The following is a 17,014-nucleotide window of genomic DNA, read 5'->3' on the forward strand; positions in this document are numbered from 1 at the left end:
TAAAGCTCTGTTGATAAACCATTCCTTATATAAAAATTATTTCATGGCTGTAGTTTTCATTCCATAAAAACATTTCATTTATCAGATAATTTGTTATAACTTGCGTAGATTATGATGTCCAAACGTTGCAAATATGCGCTGAAAGCAATGGTCAGATTAGCAAGAAATTACAATCAAGGCTATCTGTCCACTTCTATTATTGCACAGGATGAAAACATTCCCAAAAAGTTTCTGGAGCAAATCCTTCTTGAGCTTAAAAGAACTAAACTTGTTAACAGCAAACAAGGGAAAGTAGGGGGATATTACCTTCTTAAATCTCCTGATGAAGTATCATTGGCGGATATCTACCGTATTTTTGACGGCCCTATTGCATTAACGCCCTGCGTATCTTTAAACTTCTACGAAGCCTGTGATGATTGTGTAGATGAAGCAGAATGTTACCTTAGAAATGAGTTAATCATTGTACGTGAAAAGACCAGAAAAAGCATGATGGAGGCGACTCTGACCTCGTTTATCAACAAAAAATAATTTTTTTTCTACTTATATTCTACTATTTTGATAGGAGTTATAGAATTTTATATATATTTGCATCAACAAATTTGAATGGAAATGGAAAACAGTCTGAAAAACGAGTTCGAAAAACTGAAGAAAGAAACCTCTTCACAGGCTTCTCAAACTGATCTTTTACAATTACTGACAGAAAGATTTCCGGGTGGAGTAGTATTTTCAACAAGCTTCAGCTACGAGGATCAGGTCATCACTCATTTAGTAAAAAATCTGAATGTAGACATTTTTACATTGGATACGGGAAGGCTTTTCGAGCAGACTTACGAAACCTGGGCTTCTACAAAAGCCTTCTTCAAAAAAGAAATCAAAGCCTATTACCCGGACACTGAAGAACTGAAAAAATTTGTATCAGAAAATGGTCCTAATTCATTTTATCAATCTGTAGAGCAGAGGAAAGCATGTTGCGCCATCAGAAAAGTACATCCCTTGAAATCTGCTTTAAAAGGATATAAAATCTGGATCACCGGTTTAAGAGCTGAGCATTCCCCAAACAGACAGAATATGCCGGACTTGGAATGGGATGAAGATAATCAGATCATTAAGTTTCATCCGCTTCTTCACTGGAGTACTGAGCAGGTGACAGATTATGTAAAAAACAATCAGCTGCCTTACAATTATCTCCATAAAAAAGGATTTGTAAGCATCGGATGTGAACCCTGCACAAGAGCCATTCAGGAAGGAGAAGACTTCAGAGCAGGCCGCTGGTGGTGGGAAGATGCCAATAAAAAAGAATGCGGTCTGCATATTCATCAATAAAAAAAGAAAAACATGTCAACATATCATTTAGATTATCTGGATCAGTTGGAAGCTGAATCTATTTACATTTTAAGGGAAGTCGCAGGACAGTTTGAACGTCCGGCACTTCTGTTCAGCGGTGGAAAGGACAGTATTGTACTGGCTCATTTAGCCTCAAAAGCATTCCGTTACGGAAAAATACCTTTTAAGTTTGTTCATGTGGATACAGGACATAATTTTCCGGAGGTATTGAATTTTCGGGATCAGCTTACCGATCAATTAGAAGTTGATTTGGTCGTTCGTAAAGTAGAAGATACCATCCAAAAGAAAGGTTTAACGGAACCTAAAGGAAAGTTCCCAAGCAGAAACTGGTTACAAACCTTCACTTTACTGGATACCATTGAAGAATTTGAATTTGATGCCTGTATCGGAGGAGCCCGCAGAGATGAAGAAAAGGCTCGTGCTAAGGAAAGGATCTTCTCGGTTCGTGATGAATTCGGACAGTGGGATCCTAAACTTCAACGCCCTGAATTATGGAGTATTTTCAACGGAAAAATCCATAAAGGAGAAAATGTAAGGGTATTCCCCATCAGCAACTGGACAGAACTGGATATCTGGAACTATATCCGCAGAGAAAAAATTGAACTTCCTTCCATTTACTTTTCGCATGACCGGGAAGTAGTAGACCTTAACGGACAATGGATTGCCAATTCTCATCACGCCACATTAGAAACTGATGATGTAATCACCGTAAAAAAGATAAGATACAGAACGGTAGGAGATATGACCTGTACCGCGGCAGTAGAATCTAAAGCCATCACCATAGATGCCGTGATTGAAGAAATTGTAGCCACCAGAATTTCCGAACGCGGAGAAACCAGAATTGATGACCGTGTGACGGAAGCCGCTATGGAAGACCGTAAAAAAGGAGGCTATTTTTAATCATTGATAAAAGATAATTGATAAATGATTATTCAAAGTTTTTCAATCAATTATCAACAATCACTTATCATTTATAATTACAAACAGATGGATATATTAAGATTTATAACAGCAGGAAGCGTAGATGACGGTAAAAGTACCCTTATCGGAAGACTGCTATACGATAGTAAAAGTATTTTACAGGACCAGTTAGAAGTACTGGAGAAACATTCTAAAAACAAAAATGATGACGGCGTAGACCTTGCTCTTCTGACAGACGGATTACGTGCAGAAAGAGAACAGGGGATTACTATAGATGTTGCGTACAGGTATTTTTCAACCTCTAAGAGAAAATTCATCATTGCTGATGCTCCCGGCCATGTACAGTATACCAGAAACATGATTACAGGAGCGTCCAACTCTGATCTGATGGTCATTCTGATTGATGCCAGACAAGGAGTGATTGAACAAACCAGAAGACATTCCATCATAGCTTCATTATTAAAACTGAAGAAAGTAGCCGTAGCCATCAATAAAATGGATATGGTGAACTACTCGCAGGAAGTATTTGAAACCATCAAAGAAGATTATGCTAAAATTGCAGAAAGTCTTGGATTAAATGATGTAAGCTATTTCCCGATTTCAGCGTTGAAAGGAGACAATATCGTTTCCGGATCCTCTCAGACAGATTGGTATCAGGGGCCTTCGCTTTTAGAATATCTGGAAAATGTAACACTGAACGAAGAATTAAATACCGGAAGCCGTTTCCAGGTTCAGTATGTAATCCGCCCTCAGACTGAAGAGCTGCATGACTACAGAGGATATGCAGGACAGGTTTTAAGCGGTACGTTTCAAAAAGGAGATAAAATTCATATTCTTCCGGCGGGCATTACCAGTGAAATTGCTAAAATAGAGATCAACGGAATTGAGAAGGAAGAAGCTTTTGAAGGACAGCCAGTCGTTATTCATGTAACTGATGATGTGGATATCAGCAGAGGCGATATTTTCGCTACCGAAGAACAGCTCCCTGTCATTGAAAAAGACCTTGAAGTTCTGTTGTGCTGGCTGGATCAGAAATCACTGCAACCGGGTAACAAATATTTACTCCAACAAAACAGCAGACTGATAAGAGCTGTAGTAAAAGAGATTGCTTATAAAATTGATGTGAATACCCTTACTCAGGAAAAAGCTGAAGGCGACATAAAGCTGAATGAAGTGGTAAAAGTAAGACTCCGAACGGCACAACCTTTGGTTTATGATAGTTTTATCAATAACAAAAAAACAGGTTCTGCCATTTTGGTAGATGAAACATCTAATTCAACGGTGGCAGCCTGCATAATCCAGTAAAGAAAATGTCAGTTTCAAACCAATTCATTGAAAGAATTCAACAAAGTAAAGAAAATAAAACCCATGGATTCTTTGACAGAGCGAGGGTAAAGGTTTTCGTAACAGAATTGTATAAAGTATTGTTTCTTCCACAGCCCATCAATACTGCCGATCAACTGGAACAGGATTTTGATAAGCTACATGCTCATCTTTTCACCCTGATTAATACAATAACAAAAGATGAAGACCTTACCGAAATACAGGTAAATGCTTTTTTTGATGCTTTACCCCAGATCTACAGTCATCTCGTTCAGGATGCACAATCCATTCTTGAATTTGATCCGGCGGCAGCCTCTTTAGAAGAAATATACCTTGCATACCCGGGATATTTTGCAACCTATGTTTACAGGATTTCCCATCAGCTCTGGAATCAGGAAGTACCAGTTTTACCCCGCGTTATTTCAGAATATGCACACAGTAAAACAGGAATAGACATTCATCCCGGCGCAGTGATCGGAGAATATTTTTTCATCGATCATGGAACCGGAATTGTTATCGGAGAAACAAGCGTCATTGGCGATCATGTCAAAATATATCAGGGAGTAACCCTTGGTGCATTGAATGTCTCCAAAGAAAAAGCCAACCAGAAAAGGCATCCCAATATTGAGGACCACGTTATTATTTATTCGGGAGCAACCATTTTGGGTGGAAATACTACTATAGGCAGGGATAGCATTATCGGAGGAAATGTGTGGATTACACAGGATGTACCCCCCAATTCTCTGGTTTATAATAAAAGTGAAATAAGAATAAAGGATAACAATCCCTTGCCGGAATCATTAACCTTTGTAATATAAAAACAGAAAAAACAAAAAATTGTATTGATATGAAATTTCAGAATGCACTAGAAACCATTGGAAATACACCAGTTGTAAAGATCAATAACTTATTCAATTCAGATCACGAAATCTGGATCAAATTGGAAAAAAGCAACCCGGGCGGAAGCATCAAGGACAGAATTGCATTAGCTATGATTGAAGATGCGGAAGCTAAAGGATTATTAAATAAAGACAGCACCATCATTGAGCCTACCAGTGGAAACACAGGAATAGGATTGGCATTAGTGGCTGCAGTAAAAGGATATAAGCTTATTCTGGTAATGCCGGAAAGCATGAGTATAGAACGTCGTAAAATCATGGAAGCTTATGGTGCTGAATTTGTGCTTACGCCAAGAGAAAAAGGCATGAAAGGAGCTATTGAAAAAGCTAACGAATTAGCAGAAGAAACTCCCAATTCATGGATTCCGAGACAGTTTGATAACCCTGCCAACGTAAAAATACACGTAGAAACCACAGCACAGGAAATTTTAAAAGATTTCCCGGAAGGCCTGGATTATGTGATTACAGGAGTGGGTACCGGCGGACATATCACAGGGATTGCCAAAGCATTAAAGGAAAAATATCCTAACCTTAAAGTGATTGCGGTAGAACCGGAACTTTCACCGGTATTAAGCGGCGGAAGTCCTGCACCACATCCATTGCAAGGCCTAGGAGCCGGGTTTATTCCTTCCATATTAGACATTACCCTTTTAGACGGAGTGATTACAGTAGGTAAGGATGAAGCGTATGAATATGCCATTAATGCAGCCAAAAAAGAAGGTCTTTTTGTTGGAGTTTCCACAGGAGCCGCTTTAGCTGCTATCGCAAAACATCTACCGCAAATACAGGCGGGAGCTAAAATTCTGACTATCAATTACGATACCGGAGAAAGGTATCTTTCTCTTGAAGGGCTCTTCTAAAATCCTTTAACTAAGACCGATTTCAATGAATACAACTATAAAATCACCTAAGGTTTACCTTATCGGTGCAGGGCCTGGCAACCCTGATTTAATCACAGTAAAAGCCGTAAAAGCCATTGCCAAAGCAGATGTTGTTCTGGCTGATCGTCTCGTAAGTCCCGAGATCTTAGAAACTTACGTTCATAAAGATACAGAGGTTATCTATGTGGGCAAAGAATGCAGCAAAAATGCGTCTACACCTCAATCACTTATCAATACTTTAATGGTAGACCATGCTTTGCAGAACAAAACTGTGGTAAGGCTTAAAGGTGGAGATGTTTCCATTTTTTCTAATATTCTGGATGAATTACAAGCCTTGAAGCAACATCATATTCCATTTGAGATTATCCCTGGAATTACAGCTGCTTTGGGAGCTGCGGCCTATGCAGGAATGCCTTTAACAGCCAGAGGATATTCAACATCTGTTCGTTTTCTTACGTATTATAAGTCTGAAATTCTTTCTGAAGACTATTGGAAAGAACTTGCGGCAACCCAAGATACCCTTGTATTCTATATGTCTAAAGGCAACCTGACCGATCTTGTAGAGAAATTCAACAGATTGAATATTTCCAGCGAGAAAAAAATTGCCGTGATTGAACAGGCTACAACACCTTACCAAAAAGTATATACTGCTTCCTTTGAGGATTTCAGTAAAACATTAGGTGATAAATCCTTCGCTTCGCCATCATTGGTGGTGATAGGAAAAGTGGTCAACCTCCATGAAGAATTTTCATGGCTGGAAAATGCAGAGCAGGAAGACCTTTATTTTAAATCGGTTGAAAACGGAAGCTTAGTACCAAAAACTCAAAATTTCTTCGAATATGCTGTCTGAAACTAAATTAAATATCCTTAAACAAATCTCCAGCGATTTTTCCAGAGATGAGTCCATCTGGGCAAGCGGATACCTCGCAGGATTAGCAGGAGTACCTCTTACCGCTGTACAGCCCCCTTTACAAGTTACTCTGCCGGAACAAAACACGGTGAAGAAAATCACATTGGCTTATGGTACAGAAACCGGAAACAGTAAAAAATTAGCCACATCACTTGCAGGAATCATCAAGAAGAAAGGAATTCAGGTTAAATTAACAGATCTTTCCCAATATAAATCTAAAGACCTTTCAAAAGAAGAGTTTTTCTTCGTGGTAATCAGCACTCAGGGAGAAGGAGATCCGCCTGTACTGGCCAAGAAGTTCTATGATTATATTTATGAGAATGAAATCAACCTCAGTACTCTGAAATTCGGGGTTCTCGCATTGGGAGACAGCAGCTATCCTCTGTTCTGCAAAACAGGAGAGGACGTAGATTCCCGATTTGAATTATTGGGAGCACAACGTATCATTCCATTAAAAAAATGTGATATTGATTATGAACAGGATGCCCAAAACTGGATAGAACATATCTTTGAAGCAGTTCATAAAAGCGCTGTTAATAGTGTTAAAAATACACCTGCTCAAAAGGCTTCAACAGGAAGAAAAAAATATCTGGGAAAAGTATCAGCCATTATTAATCTGAATGATATCACCTCTGAAAAAGAAACCTATCACATTGAAATAGAAACAGAAGAAGCTTTAAGTTACCAGCCCGGTGCAGCGTTGGGTGTTATTCCTTTCAATGCAAAATCTGTAGTGGATGAAATTATTGCTGTAACGGGAATTGATCCCAGAAAAAGAATCGAAACCTCAAAAGTTACAGATACGGTAGAAGAACTTTTGCAAAAGCATCTTAATATTAGCTATTTACTGAAAACTGTAGTGGTTCAATATGCAAAGATCACAGGACATTCCATTCCGGAAGTTCGCTTAAGTCTTCTTGATCTGCTCAGAATTTATCCTGTGAAAAACGCAGAAGAATTTGAAGAAGTCATTCAGATATTAACCGCTCAGGCACCCCGCCTGTATTCCATCTCGTCTTCTCCGGAAGCCCATGGAGAAAATGAAATTCATATTACCGTTGCCAGATCGGAATTCTTTATTGACCACCAGAAACACAACGGTCTGTGCAGCGGTTATCTCAGCGAATTCAGTGAAGGCGGAGAAGTTGAGTTCTATATTCAGAATGCAGGCCATTTCAGATTACCGGAGTCTGATAAAGATATTATCATGATTGGCCCCGGAACCGGAATTGCCCCTTTCAGATCATTCCTTTGGGAACGTGATGCTGTTGGAGCAGAAGGGAAGAACTGGCTGTTCTTCGGAGACAGAAATTTTGTATCAGACTTCATTTATCAGGCAGAACTTCAGGATTTTCTTAAAACAGGAAGCTTAACTCATTTAGATCTTGCCTTTTCAAGAGATACAGCAGAAAAAGTATATGTTCAGCATAAACTGGAGCAAAAAGCACAGGAAGTTTTTTACTGGCTTGAAAACGGAGCCTCTGTTTACGTATGCGGAACCAAAGATCCCATGAGCCGTGATGTGGAAAATACACTGTTACATATTATTCAGCATCATGGAAAACGCAGTCAGGAAGAAGCGATTCATTATCTGGAAGAAATGGAACTCAACGGCCGATATGCTAAAGATGTCTATTAAAAAAGTACCTGTACCCTTAAAAGAAAAATAAATGAACCCAAAAGATAACCTTTCCCCCGTAGAAAGAATTAAAACCCAAAGCAACGGACTCAGAGGAACCTTAAAGGAAAGCCTTGCCGATGATTTTACAGGAGCCATAAGAGAAGACGATCAGACCCTAATCAAGTTCCATGGAATGTACCAGCAGGATGACAGGGACAGAAGGGAAGAGCGTGTCTCCAAAAAACTGGAATGGCTGTATTCCTACATGATAAGACTAAGGCTTCCCGGTGGATTTTTAACTTCAGACCAATGGATTGGAGTGAATGATATTGCGAATGATCATTCTACGGGAACCATTAAAATAACGACCCGACAAACGCTTCAGCTGCATGGTATTTTAAAATCTCATTTAAGACCAACCATTCAGAATTTTAACCTGAATCATCTTGATTCTATTGCGGCTTGTGGTGATGTGAACAGAAATGTAACGTGTACTGCAAACCCGTCAGAATCACCATTGCATCAACAAACGTATGAGCTTGCGGGTAAAATAAGTGAGATGTGTCTTCCGAAGACCAAATCTTATTATGACGTCTGGATTGATGATGAGTTGCTTATAGACCGAAAAACAGAAGAAGATCCTTTATATCAGGACAGATATCTGCCAAGAAAGCTAAAGATCGGAATTGCCGTTCCGCCCAATAATGATGTAGATGTATTTATTAACGATATCGCTCTGATTGCCATTATTGAAAACAATCAGATTGTAGGATACAATATTGCTGCCGGCGGCGGATTAGGTGCTACTCACGGAAATGAAGCCACTTACGCAAGATTAGCATCAGTTCTTGGATTCGTAGATTCTGAAGAAAAAGCTTTAAAAGCAGTGTACGAAATTATTACAGTACAGCGTGATTTCGGGAATAGAAGTGATAGAAAGCTTTCAAGATTAAAATATACCATCGATAAACTGGGCATCGATCAATATAGAACCGAAGTAGAGCAAAGAACAGGATTCAGTTTTGAACCTGCCAGAGCATTTAAGTTTGAACAGAGAAAAGACCGTTACGGATGGACGCAGAACCATGAAGGAAAATGGTTTTATACTGTTTTCGTAGAACACGGAAGAGTGCTTGATATTGAAGGCTATCCTTTAAAATCCGGATTGTTAAAGATTGCTCAAACGGCTAATGTCAATTTCAGATTTACCTGTAACCAGAACCTGATTGTTGCTGATATTAATGAAGAAGATAAAGCAACTATAGAAAATCTTTTAAAGGAATACGGAATTTCAGATGCTACTGAAAAAGCAAGTGCTTTACGTAAAAACTCTGTGGCCTGTGTTGCCTTGAATACCTGTTCATTGGCTTTAGCAGAAGCACAACGTTATTTACCTTCTTTAGTGACCAAAATAGAACCTATTCTTGAAAAGTATGGTCTTTTAGAAGACGATATTACCATCAGAATGACCGGATGTCCTAACGGATGCGGAAGATCTCCCAATGCTGAAATCGGATTTGTAGGAACAGCTTACGGGAAATATAATCTCCACATCGGCGGAGACCGATTGGGAATGCGATTAAATACAAAATACAGAGAAAATATTGGTGAAGAAGAAATTCTGACCACTCTGGATGAACTTTTCGGAATCTATGTACAGGAAAAGCATACAGAAGAAACATTTGGTGATTTTTCATACCGTTACTTACAAACCTTAAACTGAAAATATGACTAGCCTTTTTTATGACCAGAAAAAACTAAAAAAACATCAACCATTTCTTCCAGGTGAACGAATGTGTATGTGCTGTTGATTTTCAATACGGACAACATACACGCTGTTTGAATTCTATTTAAACCACAAAAGTAGCACAAGCTTTAACACTTAAGTTTTTTGAGTAAAAAGCTTTTCACGGATGAAGTACACTTTAGCTTTATGAAAATCATAGATTTTCATCTTATGTGAACTTTTATACCACAGCATTTTAAACTTTCTTAAGTGAACTAAAGTGTTTAAAATAATAGCTTTTGTGTCTTTTGTGGTTAAAAAAATAAAAGTTTCCAAAACACATCAGTTCCAAACAGCTCTATTCTTACTCACCTAAAATAGAAGAACAATGAAAAACAAAAGACAGGGATATTTCCTGCCTAAAACAGGAGTTATATTATTTACATTTTTATTCTGCAATCTGGCAGAAGCACAGCAGCTTATCGAGTTAAGCGGAATCATCAAAAATACAGGAACCCAGAAGGGACTTGATGCTGTAAAAGTTCAGGTTGAAAACACTCAGGACACAGCGTCAACAAATCAGCTCGGGAACTTCAAAATAAGAACAAGGGTAACCATTCCTTTTAGGCTGATTATCAATAAAGATGGATTTTCCAGTCAAACCGTAGAGATTCTTTCGCTTTCCAATAAACTTACCATCGGGTTGAATCCCCAGAATACCATTATTGATGATGTCGTTATTTCCGCATCCCGTATTCCGGAAAAAATCCTTAAATCTCCGATCGCTATTGAAAAAATTGATATTAAAACGATCAGGGAAAGTCCCGCAGCATCTTTTTATGAAACGCTGGAAAATGTAAAAGGTCTGCAACTTTTAACATCCAGTCTTACGTTAAAAATTCCAAATTCCAGAGGCTTCAATTCTCCTAACAACTTCAGATTTATGCAGTTGGTAGATGGAGTAGATGTGCAGTCAGCAACTTTAGGCGTTCCACTGGGAAATGCAATTGGACCTACAGAACTGGATATTCAGTCTATGGAAGTCACTCCGGGAGCCGCTTCCGCTTTATACGGAATGAATGCCATCAATGGACTGGCAAGTCTCCAGACCAAAGATCCGTTTACTTCTGAGGGAGTAAGTATCTATTTTCGTGGCGGAGTGAATCATGTAGATAACTACAATCATAAAATAAGTTCTCTGGGGGAAAGTGCCATCAGATTCGCCAAAGTATTCCATAAAAACTTTGCCGTTAAAGTCAATGCCTCGTATTTTACCGGAACAGACTGGATTTCAAATAATCAGACCGATCAGAACCCTAATTCACTGATTACCGCCAATCCAAATTTTTCTTTAGCCAATAATCCGACAGAAGACCTTTGGAATAAATATGGGGATGAAAGAAACAACAGGGTAGCGGTAAAAGTAGATTATAACGGAAAACCTACGACCTTCAATGTATCCAGAACAGGATATCTGGAAAAAGACCTGGTAAGCCCGGAGGTTAAGAATATAAAATTTGATGCCGGATTATACTATCGTTTTGGAGACCAGTGGAAAGCTTCTTACGTGTATCGTTACGGATTACTGGACGGAACTTTTCAAAGAGGAAATAAAATCCGTTTACAAAATGCTACGGTTCAAAACCATAAGGTAGAACTTACCGGCAAAGAACTTACTTTCAGAGCGTATGTTTCCATAGAAAATACCGGAGATTCCTATAATCTGAAGCCTTTGGCTGATAATCTTGATCTGACCAATCTTTCTAACAATAATTGGAAAAGCATCTTTCAAACGGCTCTTCAAAATAATCTTAATGCAGGAATCAACCTGAATGAAGCTCTTATTATTGCCCGTCGTGAAGCTGATAAAAATAGAGCAGTACCCGGAACTGCGGCCTTTGAGCAATTAAAAAATACCATCATTGGAATCAACAACTGGGATTCAGCCAATGGCGGAGTCGCCGGAGCTCCCGCAACAGGAGGTGCGAAACTAGAACAGAAATCCAGATTTTATCAGGGTGAACTTACCTATGATTTCACCAGGTTTGTAAAGATTTTTAATCTTTTGGCCGGAATAGATTACCGTTTGTACAGCATAACCCCTGATGGAAACAATTTTGTAGACTTCAACAGACCTGTTACTGAAAGAAATATTCCTTTATCCGACGGAACCTTCGGTAAAGATGTTATTTATCAGAAATACGGAGCCTTCGCACAGATTACCAAGCTTTTTTTTAATGAAAAATTAAAAATTAATGCAGCGCTCCGTATCGACAGAAATCCTGAATTTGAAGCCAAACTTAATCCGAGAATTAGTATAGTGTATTCTCCTGTTAAACAGCACAATTTCAGAGCATCTTTTCAAAACGGGTACCGTTTTCCATCCTTATTTGAAGCCCTTTCTTTCGTCAATAACGGAAATGTAAGAAGAGTAGGCGGATTGACAAAAGTAAATGACGGATTAGGCTATCTGGAAAATTCCTATACCTTAGCTTCCATTGACCGGTTTACTGCTGCAGTAAATGCTGATGTAGACAGTGGAAAAAGCCAAAGTCAGGCTGCCCAGGACAATAAACAGTTATTAGCCGTTGCCAACCTGCAAAAGCTACAGCCGGAAAAAATCAATTCATTTGAAATAGGCTATAAATCGGTCTTCTTTAATAATAAACTGGCGCTGGACTGGGATTTTTACTACAACATTTATGAAGGATTCCTGGGACAAGTAGAAGTAGCGGTTCCTAAAAACAGTCAGGTTGGAAGTAATACAGCCGTTCTTGCCATGCTGGACAGAAGCAAACAAGACCGATACAGGGTTTATACCAATAGCAACGGTACTTATAAAAGCTATGGAACTTCCTTTGGGATCCGCTACAATGTGATTAAAAATTACAATGTCAATGCCAATGTATCTTATAACGATCTGGCTTCCAATACTACTTCGGATCTGTTTATTACGGCATTCAATACGCCTAAATGGATGGTGAATGTAAGTGTAGGAAACAGGGAGATTATCAAGAATATTGGATTTACGGTTGTGGCGAGATGGCAGAATGGTTTTGACTGGGAAAGCCCTTTAGCTTCAGGAAAAATTCCTGCTTACTATACGATAGATGCACAGGCTAGCTGGAAGATTCCTGAAATTCACGCCAATGTAAAAATTGGAGCAACCAATCTCCTGAACAGACGTTATTTCCAATATGCTGCAGGTCCTGAAATTGGCGGTTTATATTATCTCGCTTTTACGTATGACTTAAAACTGTAATCAAGATGAGCAATTCCTTATATCCCGTATTTTTAAAACTTGAAACATTATCGTTACTCATCATTGGGGGCGGAAAAATTGCCCTTGAAAAACTGGAATCAGTATTGGGCAATTCTCCTGAAACTTCCATAAGATTGGTTGCGAAGGAAATCATTCCTGAGGTTAGAGCCTTACAGCAGCAGTTTATCAATCTCACAGTATACGAAAGAGCTTATCATGATGATGATTTTAATGATACCGATGTGGCGATTATCGCTGTGAATGATATTGAACTGGCTACACAAATCCGTGAAGGTGCTCACAAACAAAATGTGTTGGTCAATATTGCAGACAAGCCTGATTTATGTGATTTTTACCTAGGTTCCATTGTTAAAAAAGGAAGCCTTAAAATTGCCATTTCTACCAATGGAAAATCTCCAACCATTGCTAAAAGACTTAGAGAAACCTTCACAGAAACCATTCCGGATGAAATGGATCTTGTATTGGATAATATGCAAAGTATACGCAATCAATTAAAGGGAGACTTTAATCATAAAGTAACGGAACTCAACAAGATCACCACACAATATCTGTCTGATGGAAAAATAGTTCCTGCAAAAAATGATCTGGAGATAGAAAAGCTCATCAGTATTACTAAAATAGCACAGAGAAAAGCTAATATTTATCTTGCGATCATAGGAGTTATGCTTCTTTTTGGAATATTTGGACTGGTGGTTTATCAGTTTGATCTTTCTGATGACATTCAGACTTTTCTCAGCAAAGATGGACATATTTTTTACTGGATGTTGTTTGCCGGATTTATGGCTGAAATTGTCGCCGGATCTATGGGTATGGGATATGGCGTTATCTGTACCACGATATTACTATTACTAAACGTTCCGCCACCTGTTGTAAGTGCAAGTATTCATTCTGCAGAATCTTTTACGACTGCTGCCGGAGGATTTAGCCACTACAAACTGGGAAATGTCAATAAAAAAATGGTTTGGGTACTGTTTCCGTTAGCCATCGTGGGCTCTATCATTGGAGCATTAACCCTATCTCATTATGGCGAACATTATGCCCATATCGTAAAGCCGATCATTGCCTTCTACACCTTATATTTAGGATCAAATATTCTCAGAAATGCCTTTAAGGATAAGAATCGAAACCGTATCAAAACCAAAAAAAGAACCAATCTGAGAGTATTAGGACTCGTTGGCGGTTTTATCGATTCTTTTGCCGGAGGTGGCTGGGGGCCATTAGTAACCGGAACATTAATTAAAGAAGGAAGAATTCCCCGTTATGTAGTGGGAAGTTCAACTGTTGCTAAATTTTTACTGACAGTAACAAGTGCCATCACTTTTATCTTCACTATTGGGATTCACCATTGGAATATTGTTTTGGGGCTTCTGTTAGGTGGCGTTTTTACCGCTCCGTTTTCTGCCATGCTTACTTCCAAACTCCCTACAAAGAAAATGTTTGTTGTGGTAGGAATAGTTGTTATTCTGATGAGCCTGGTAACCATTATCAAAACATTTCTGTGATAATATTTTTGATGGTTATATACCATTTTACACTATTGTCATTCTGACGAAGGAAGAATCTCATATGTTTAGATTCTTCCTTCGTCAGAATGACAGAGTCACAATAATAAGACTGCAGAATTAGTGTAAAATTGTATATAGCTCCCATATTTTTAATAACGATCTGTAAATTAAGTAAAACTACTGTATGCTCCTCATAAAAGGATAGTTACCTTTGATCTGTTCATACATTGAGTAACAAGTATGATCCTTATTAAAACAATGACTTTTTAAAACGAAAACCATGAAAAAATTAAACAGAAAAACATTAAAAAACATTGCCGGAGCAATAGGCATTGAGATTAATTTACCTCTCCCTGTAGGAGTCTGCATCGGAAACCTTATCAGTTTATGTCCGCCAAATTCCCATTGCAGGGCTGATGAAAAGTGTTATCCGGATATTGCAGGACCTTGTATTAATGGGATGTGTCCATCAGGATATCAGTGTCGTTCCGGAGAATGTGTGAGATAAGATGATGACTAGTCCTGAAATACCGATACAAATTAAAGGATAAAAATAACTAATTAAGCCAGAGCAAATTTATTTTTGCTCTGGTTTTTTATTTTATAAGTTATGATTCTAGGAAGCAAAGGTTATGGCAAAGCCGTTGACTAAGCTCATGGTAGCAGCACGCTTCATCAAATCGATTGAAAATCGATGTACCCTTTGCTCACTTAAAATTCAACGTAACAACAAATAAACTTTGCGTTTTAAAAATCTTTAGGGTTACGATATTGAGACTCCTACGAAGTGACAAAAGTAGAGGTTCCACAAGATCATAGTAGCTACTCCATTGAAGCTATAAACCAATACCCATTAAAATGCTTTACAATGAGGTAATTAAACGAAGAATAGAAATTAATAAACCTTTTAATTGACCTAGGAATCAGGAACGTTAAGAAAATTTAAATGGAATCCGTTAAAAAATTCCCACTGTCTGAGCATGGCTACAATTTTGAATTGAAGCAGAACCGAGGGATCCATGCGAGTTTGGGAATTTTAGGAGTACATTGAAATTTTTAGTGGATGATTCCAGTCTTGAACTTTTGAATACTTTTGTTTCAAGACAAAAGTATTAAGTAAAAAACTATTTAACATCAACTTTGCATTTTATAAAAGATCATGATAATAATTTGAATGTAACGCAAAGGTTTTATTTTCTATGCTTATGATTCTAGGAGGCAAAGGTTACAGCAAAGCCATTGACTAAGCTAATGGTATCAACACGCTTCATCAAATCGATTGAAAATCGATGTACCCTTTGCTCACTTAAAATTCAACGTAACAACAAATAAACTTTGCGTTTAAAAAATCTTTAGGTTTACGACATTGAGACTCCTATAGAGTGACAAAATGGAAATTGAGCATGATTAAAAAATCAATTGTATTCTATAAAATAACAGATGGTTTATTTTCTATCCTTTATCCCAATCAATTGTAACGCATTAGAAGTTAAAAAGATATCATCAAAAACAGTCAATGATTCTACATCATTAAAACCTGTAGGGATCAAATCATTTTTATTGAAAGATAATTCTATAGAGGTATCGTAGGCAGCAACGATTCTTACTTTTGAATATCCGTTATAATCTACTTTAAAACCTTCAAACATACATTTCTGTTCTGCTTTCTGATACTCACCATATTCTTCAAAACCAGTCATATCCGTTCTTTCTCCATTATTATGCTCCAATGATTTCCATGAAGCGTAGTTTTTAGGCTCCTTTAATACATTTCCATTAGGATCCACAGGAACAAACATTCCCAAAGTAAGGGATTGTTTTAAAAAATTAGCATAATTGTTCATCAAACTCAGGGTTTGAAGATCGGCATATCCTTCATGGGCATAATATTCAAGCACGAAGGTAGTCATCGGAATCAGCTTATGAGAAGCATCAGTCGGCATACTTGGTCTTTTCTTTTTAGCCGATAAAAATAGTATTTTTATTTTCGTTTCCCAATGCAACCTAAGCAATCAAACGGTATTTATACCCATTCTGAATAACAATAAGAAATATTCCGATGCATTTTCCGTATCTTCGTCCCATAACAGGAATAATGATAGCGAATACTTCTTTGCAGGATATGGAGGCGGTCCTTGGCTTATATAAAATGGCTTCCGATTTTAAGAAAACCGTATCTGGTGTACAATGGCCGGAATTTGATCGACATATGATCGAAACTGAAATCATCGAAAACCGTCATTTTAAAATTACAGTAGATGAGCAGGTAGCTTGTGTATGGAGCATTACCTTTGAAGATCATCAGGTTTGGGAAGAAAAAAATGAAGATCCTTCAATATACATTCACAGAATCGCTACCAATCCTAATTTCCGTGGACAGAAATTTGTTGAGCAAATCGTAGAATGGGCAAAACAATTTGCTCCTCAACACAACAAATTATACGTAAGAATGGATACTACCGCTGGAAATCAGAGGCTAACAGATTATTATATAAAATGTGGATTTACCTATCTTGGAGACAAGAAAATGACTGATACAGAAGGCCGTCCGAATCATTATCATAATGCTACGATGGGGTTGTTCCAACTGGAAGTGTAAAG

Annotated in this window: 14 protein-coding genes; 13 read left to right on the forward strand and 1 reads right to left on the reverse strand. The window is 38.0% G+C overall.

Features of this window, described 5'->3' with window-relative positions:
• Positions 1-111: 111 nt before the first annotated feature.
• The 12 genes from CHSO_RS13655 (at position 112) to CHSO_RS13715 (ending at position 14,921) form a co-directional block, all read left to right on the forward strand.
• Positions 112-528, forward strand: a complete 417-nt coding sequence (locus tag CHSO_RS13655; RefSeq protein ID WP_045496872.1) for an RrF2 family transcriptional regulator — start codon at positions 112-114, stop codon at positions 526-528.
• 81 nt (positions 529-609) lie between these two features.
• Positions 610-1,323 carry a phosphoadenylyl-sulfate reductase gene (locus CHSO_RS13660; protein ID WP_045502564.1) on the forward strand — a complete coding sequence of 238 codons (714 nt, stop codon included), beginning with the start codon at positions 610-612 and terminating at the stop codon, positions 1,321-1,323.
• A gap of 12 nt (positions 1,324-1,335) precedes the next feature.
• A complete protein-coding gene (gene cysD, locus CHSO_RS13665) occupies positions 1,336-2,244 on the forward strand; it encodes a sulfate adenylyltransferase subunit CysD (RefSeq protein ID WP_045496875.1) in 909 nt (302 codons plus the stop codon).
• Between the two features lie 87 nt (positions 2,245-2,331).
• Positions 2,332-3,570 (forward strand): sulfate adenylyltransferase subunit 1, encoded by a 1,239-nt coding sequence (locus tag CHSO_RS13670; protein WP_045502568.1) that lies wholly within the window; start codon positions 2,332-2,334, stop codon positions 3,568-3,570.
• Positions 3,571-3,575: 5 nt separating this feature from the next.
• A complete protein-coding gene (gene epsC / locus CHSO_RS13675; protein ID WP_045496877.1) occupies positions 3,576-4,406 on the forward strand; it encodes a serine O-acetyltransferase EpsC in 831 nt (276 codons plus the stop codon).
• Between the two features lie 29 nt (positions 4,407-4,435).
• Positions 4,436-5,347: a cysteine synthase A gene (gene cysK, locus CHSO_RS13680; RefSeq protein WP_045496880.1), complete on the forward strand. Its 912-nt coding sequence runs from the start codon at positions 4,436-4,438 to the stop codon at positions 5,345-5,347.
• 25 nt (positions 5,348-5,372) lie between these two features.
• Complete coding sequence (gene cobA / locus CHSO_RS13685) at positions 5,373-6,218, forward strand: uroporphyrinogen-III C-methyltransferase (protein WP_045496884.1); 846 nt, start codon at positions 5,373-5,375, stop codon at positions 6,216-6,218.
• Complete coding sequence (locus CHSO_RS13690) at positions 6,208-7,917, forward strand: sulfite reductase flavoprotein subunit alpha (RefSeq protein WP_045496886.1); 1,710 nt, start codon at positions 6,208-6,210, stop codon at positions 7,915-7,917. Before cobA ends, CHSO_RS13690 begins: the two co-directional genes overlap by 11 nt.
• A gap of 31 nt (positions 7,918-7,948) precedes the next feature.
• The gene (gene cysI, locus CHSO_RS13695; protein WP_045496888.1) at positions 7,949-9,622 is read left to right on the forward strand and encodes an assimilatory sulfite reductase (NADPH) hemoprotein subunit; all 1,674 of its coding nucleotides are present in this window, start codon (positions 7,949-7,951) and stop codon (positions 9,620-9,622) included.
• Between the two features lie 391 nt (positions 9,623-10,013).
• A complete protein-coding gene (locus CHSO_RS13705) occupies positions 10,014-12,887 on the forward strand; it encodes a TonB-dependent receptor (RefSeq protein WP_045496894.1) in 2,874 nt (957 codons plus the stop codon).
• A gap of 5 nt (positions 12,888-12,892) precedes the next feature.
• Positions 12,893-14,410 carry a TSUP family transporter gene (locus CHSO_RS13710; protein WP_045496896.1) on the forward strand — a complete coding sequence of 506 codons (1,518 nt, stop codon included), beginning with the start codon at positions 12,893-12,895 and terminating at the stop codon, positions 14,408-14,410.
• Between the two features lie 283 nt (positions 14,411-14,693).
• Complete coding sequence (locus CHSO_RS13715; protein WP_045496899.1) at positions 14,694-14,921, forward strand: hypothetical protein; 228 nt, start codon at positions 14,694-14,696, stop codon at positions 14,919-14,921.
• Positions 14,922-15,858: 937 nt separating this feature from the next.
• Here CHSO_RS13715 and CHSO_RS13720 read toward each other — a convergent pair.
• A complete protein-coding gene (locus tag CHSO_RS13720) occupies positions 15,859-16,356 on the reverse strand; it encodes a hypothetical protein (protein ID WP_045496901.1) in 498 nt (165 codons plus the stop codon).
• Positions 16,357-16,508: 152 nt separating this feature from the next.
• Between CHSO_RS13720 and CHSO_RS13725 the strand changes: the two genes are divergently transcribed.
• Entirely contained in the window at positions 16,509-17,012 is a 504-nt protein-coding gene (locus CHSO_RS13725) for a GNAT family N-acetyltransferase (protein WP_045496903.1), read from the forward strand.
• The last annotated feature ends 2 nt before the right edge of the window (positions 17,013-17,014 follow it).

Source organism: Chryseobacterium sp. StRB126, assembly GCF_000829375.1.
Lineage (GTDB): Bacteria > Bacteroidota > Bacteroidia > Flavobacteriales > Weeksellaceae > Chryseobacterium.

Excerpts from the sequence above, each read along its gene's own strand:
- CHSO_RS13655 (WP_045496872.1), top strand. The coding sequence starts at position 112 with ATGATGTCCAAACGTTGCAAATATGCGCTGAAAGCAATGGTCAGATTA.
- CHSO_RS13660 (WP_045502564.1), top strand. The coding sequence starts at position 610 with ATGGAAAACAGTCTGAAAAACGAGTTCGAAAAACTGAAGAAAGAAACC.
- cysD (WP_045496875.1), top strand. The coding sequence starts at position 1,336 with ATGTCAACATATCATTTAGATTATCTGGATCAGTTGGAAGCTGAATCT.
- CHSO_RS13670 (WP_045502568.1), top strand. The coding sequence starts at position 2,332 with ATGGATATATTAAGATTTATAACAGCAGGAAGCGTAGATGACGGTAAA.
- epsC (WP_045496877.1), top strand. The coding sequence starts at position 3,576 with ATGTCAGTTTCAAACCAATTCATTGAAAGAATTCAACAAAGTAAAGAA.
- cysK (WP_045496880.1), top strand. The coding sequence starts at position 4,436 with ATGAAATTTCAGAATGCACTAGAAACCATTGGAAATACACCAGTTGTA.
- cobA (WP_045496884.1), top strand. The coding sequence starts at position 5,373 with ATGAATACAACTATAAAATCACCTAAGGTTTACCTTATCGGTGCAGGG.
- CHSO_RS13690 (WP_045496886.1), top strand. The coding sequence starts at position 6,208 with ATGCTGTCTGAAACTAAATTAAATATCCTTAAACAAATCTCCAGCGAT.
- cysI (WP_045496888.1), top strand. The coding sequence starts at position 7,949 with ATGAACCCAAAAGATAACCTTTCCCCCGTAGAAAGAATTAAAACCCAA.
- CHSO_RS13705 (WP_045496894.1), top strand. The coding sequence starts at position 10,014 with ATGAAAAACAAAAGACAGGGATATTTCCTGCCTAAAACAGGAGTTATA.
- CHSO_RS13710 (WP_045496896.1), top strand. The coding sequence starts at position 12,893 with ATGAGCAATTCCTTATATCCCGTATTTTTAAAACTTGAAACATTATCG.
- CHSO_RS13715 (WP_045496899.1), top strand. The coding sequence starts at position 14,694 with ATGAAAAAATTAAACAGAAAAACATTAAAAAACATTGCCGGAGCAATA.
- CHSO_RS13720 (WP_045496901.1), bottom strand. The coding sequence starts at position 16,356 with ATGCCGACTGATGCTTCTCATAAGCTGATTCCGATGACTACCTTCGTG.
- CHSO_RS13725 (WP_045496903.1), top strand. The coding sequence starts at position 16,509 with ATGATAGCGAATACTTCTTTGCAGGATATGGAGGCGGTCCTTGGCTTA.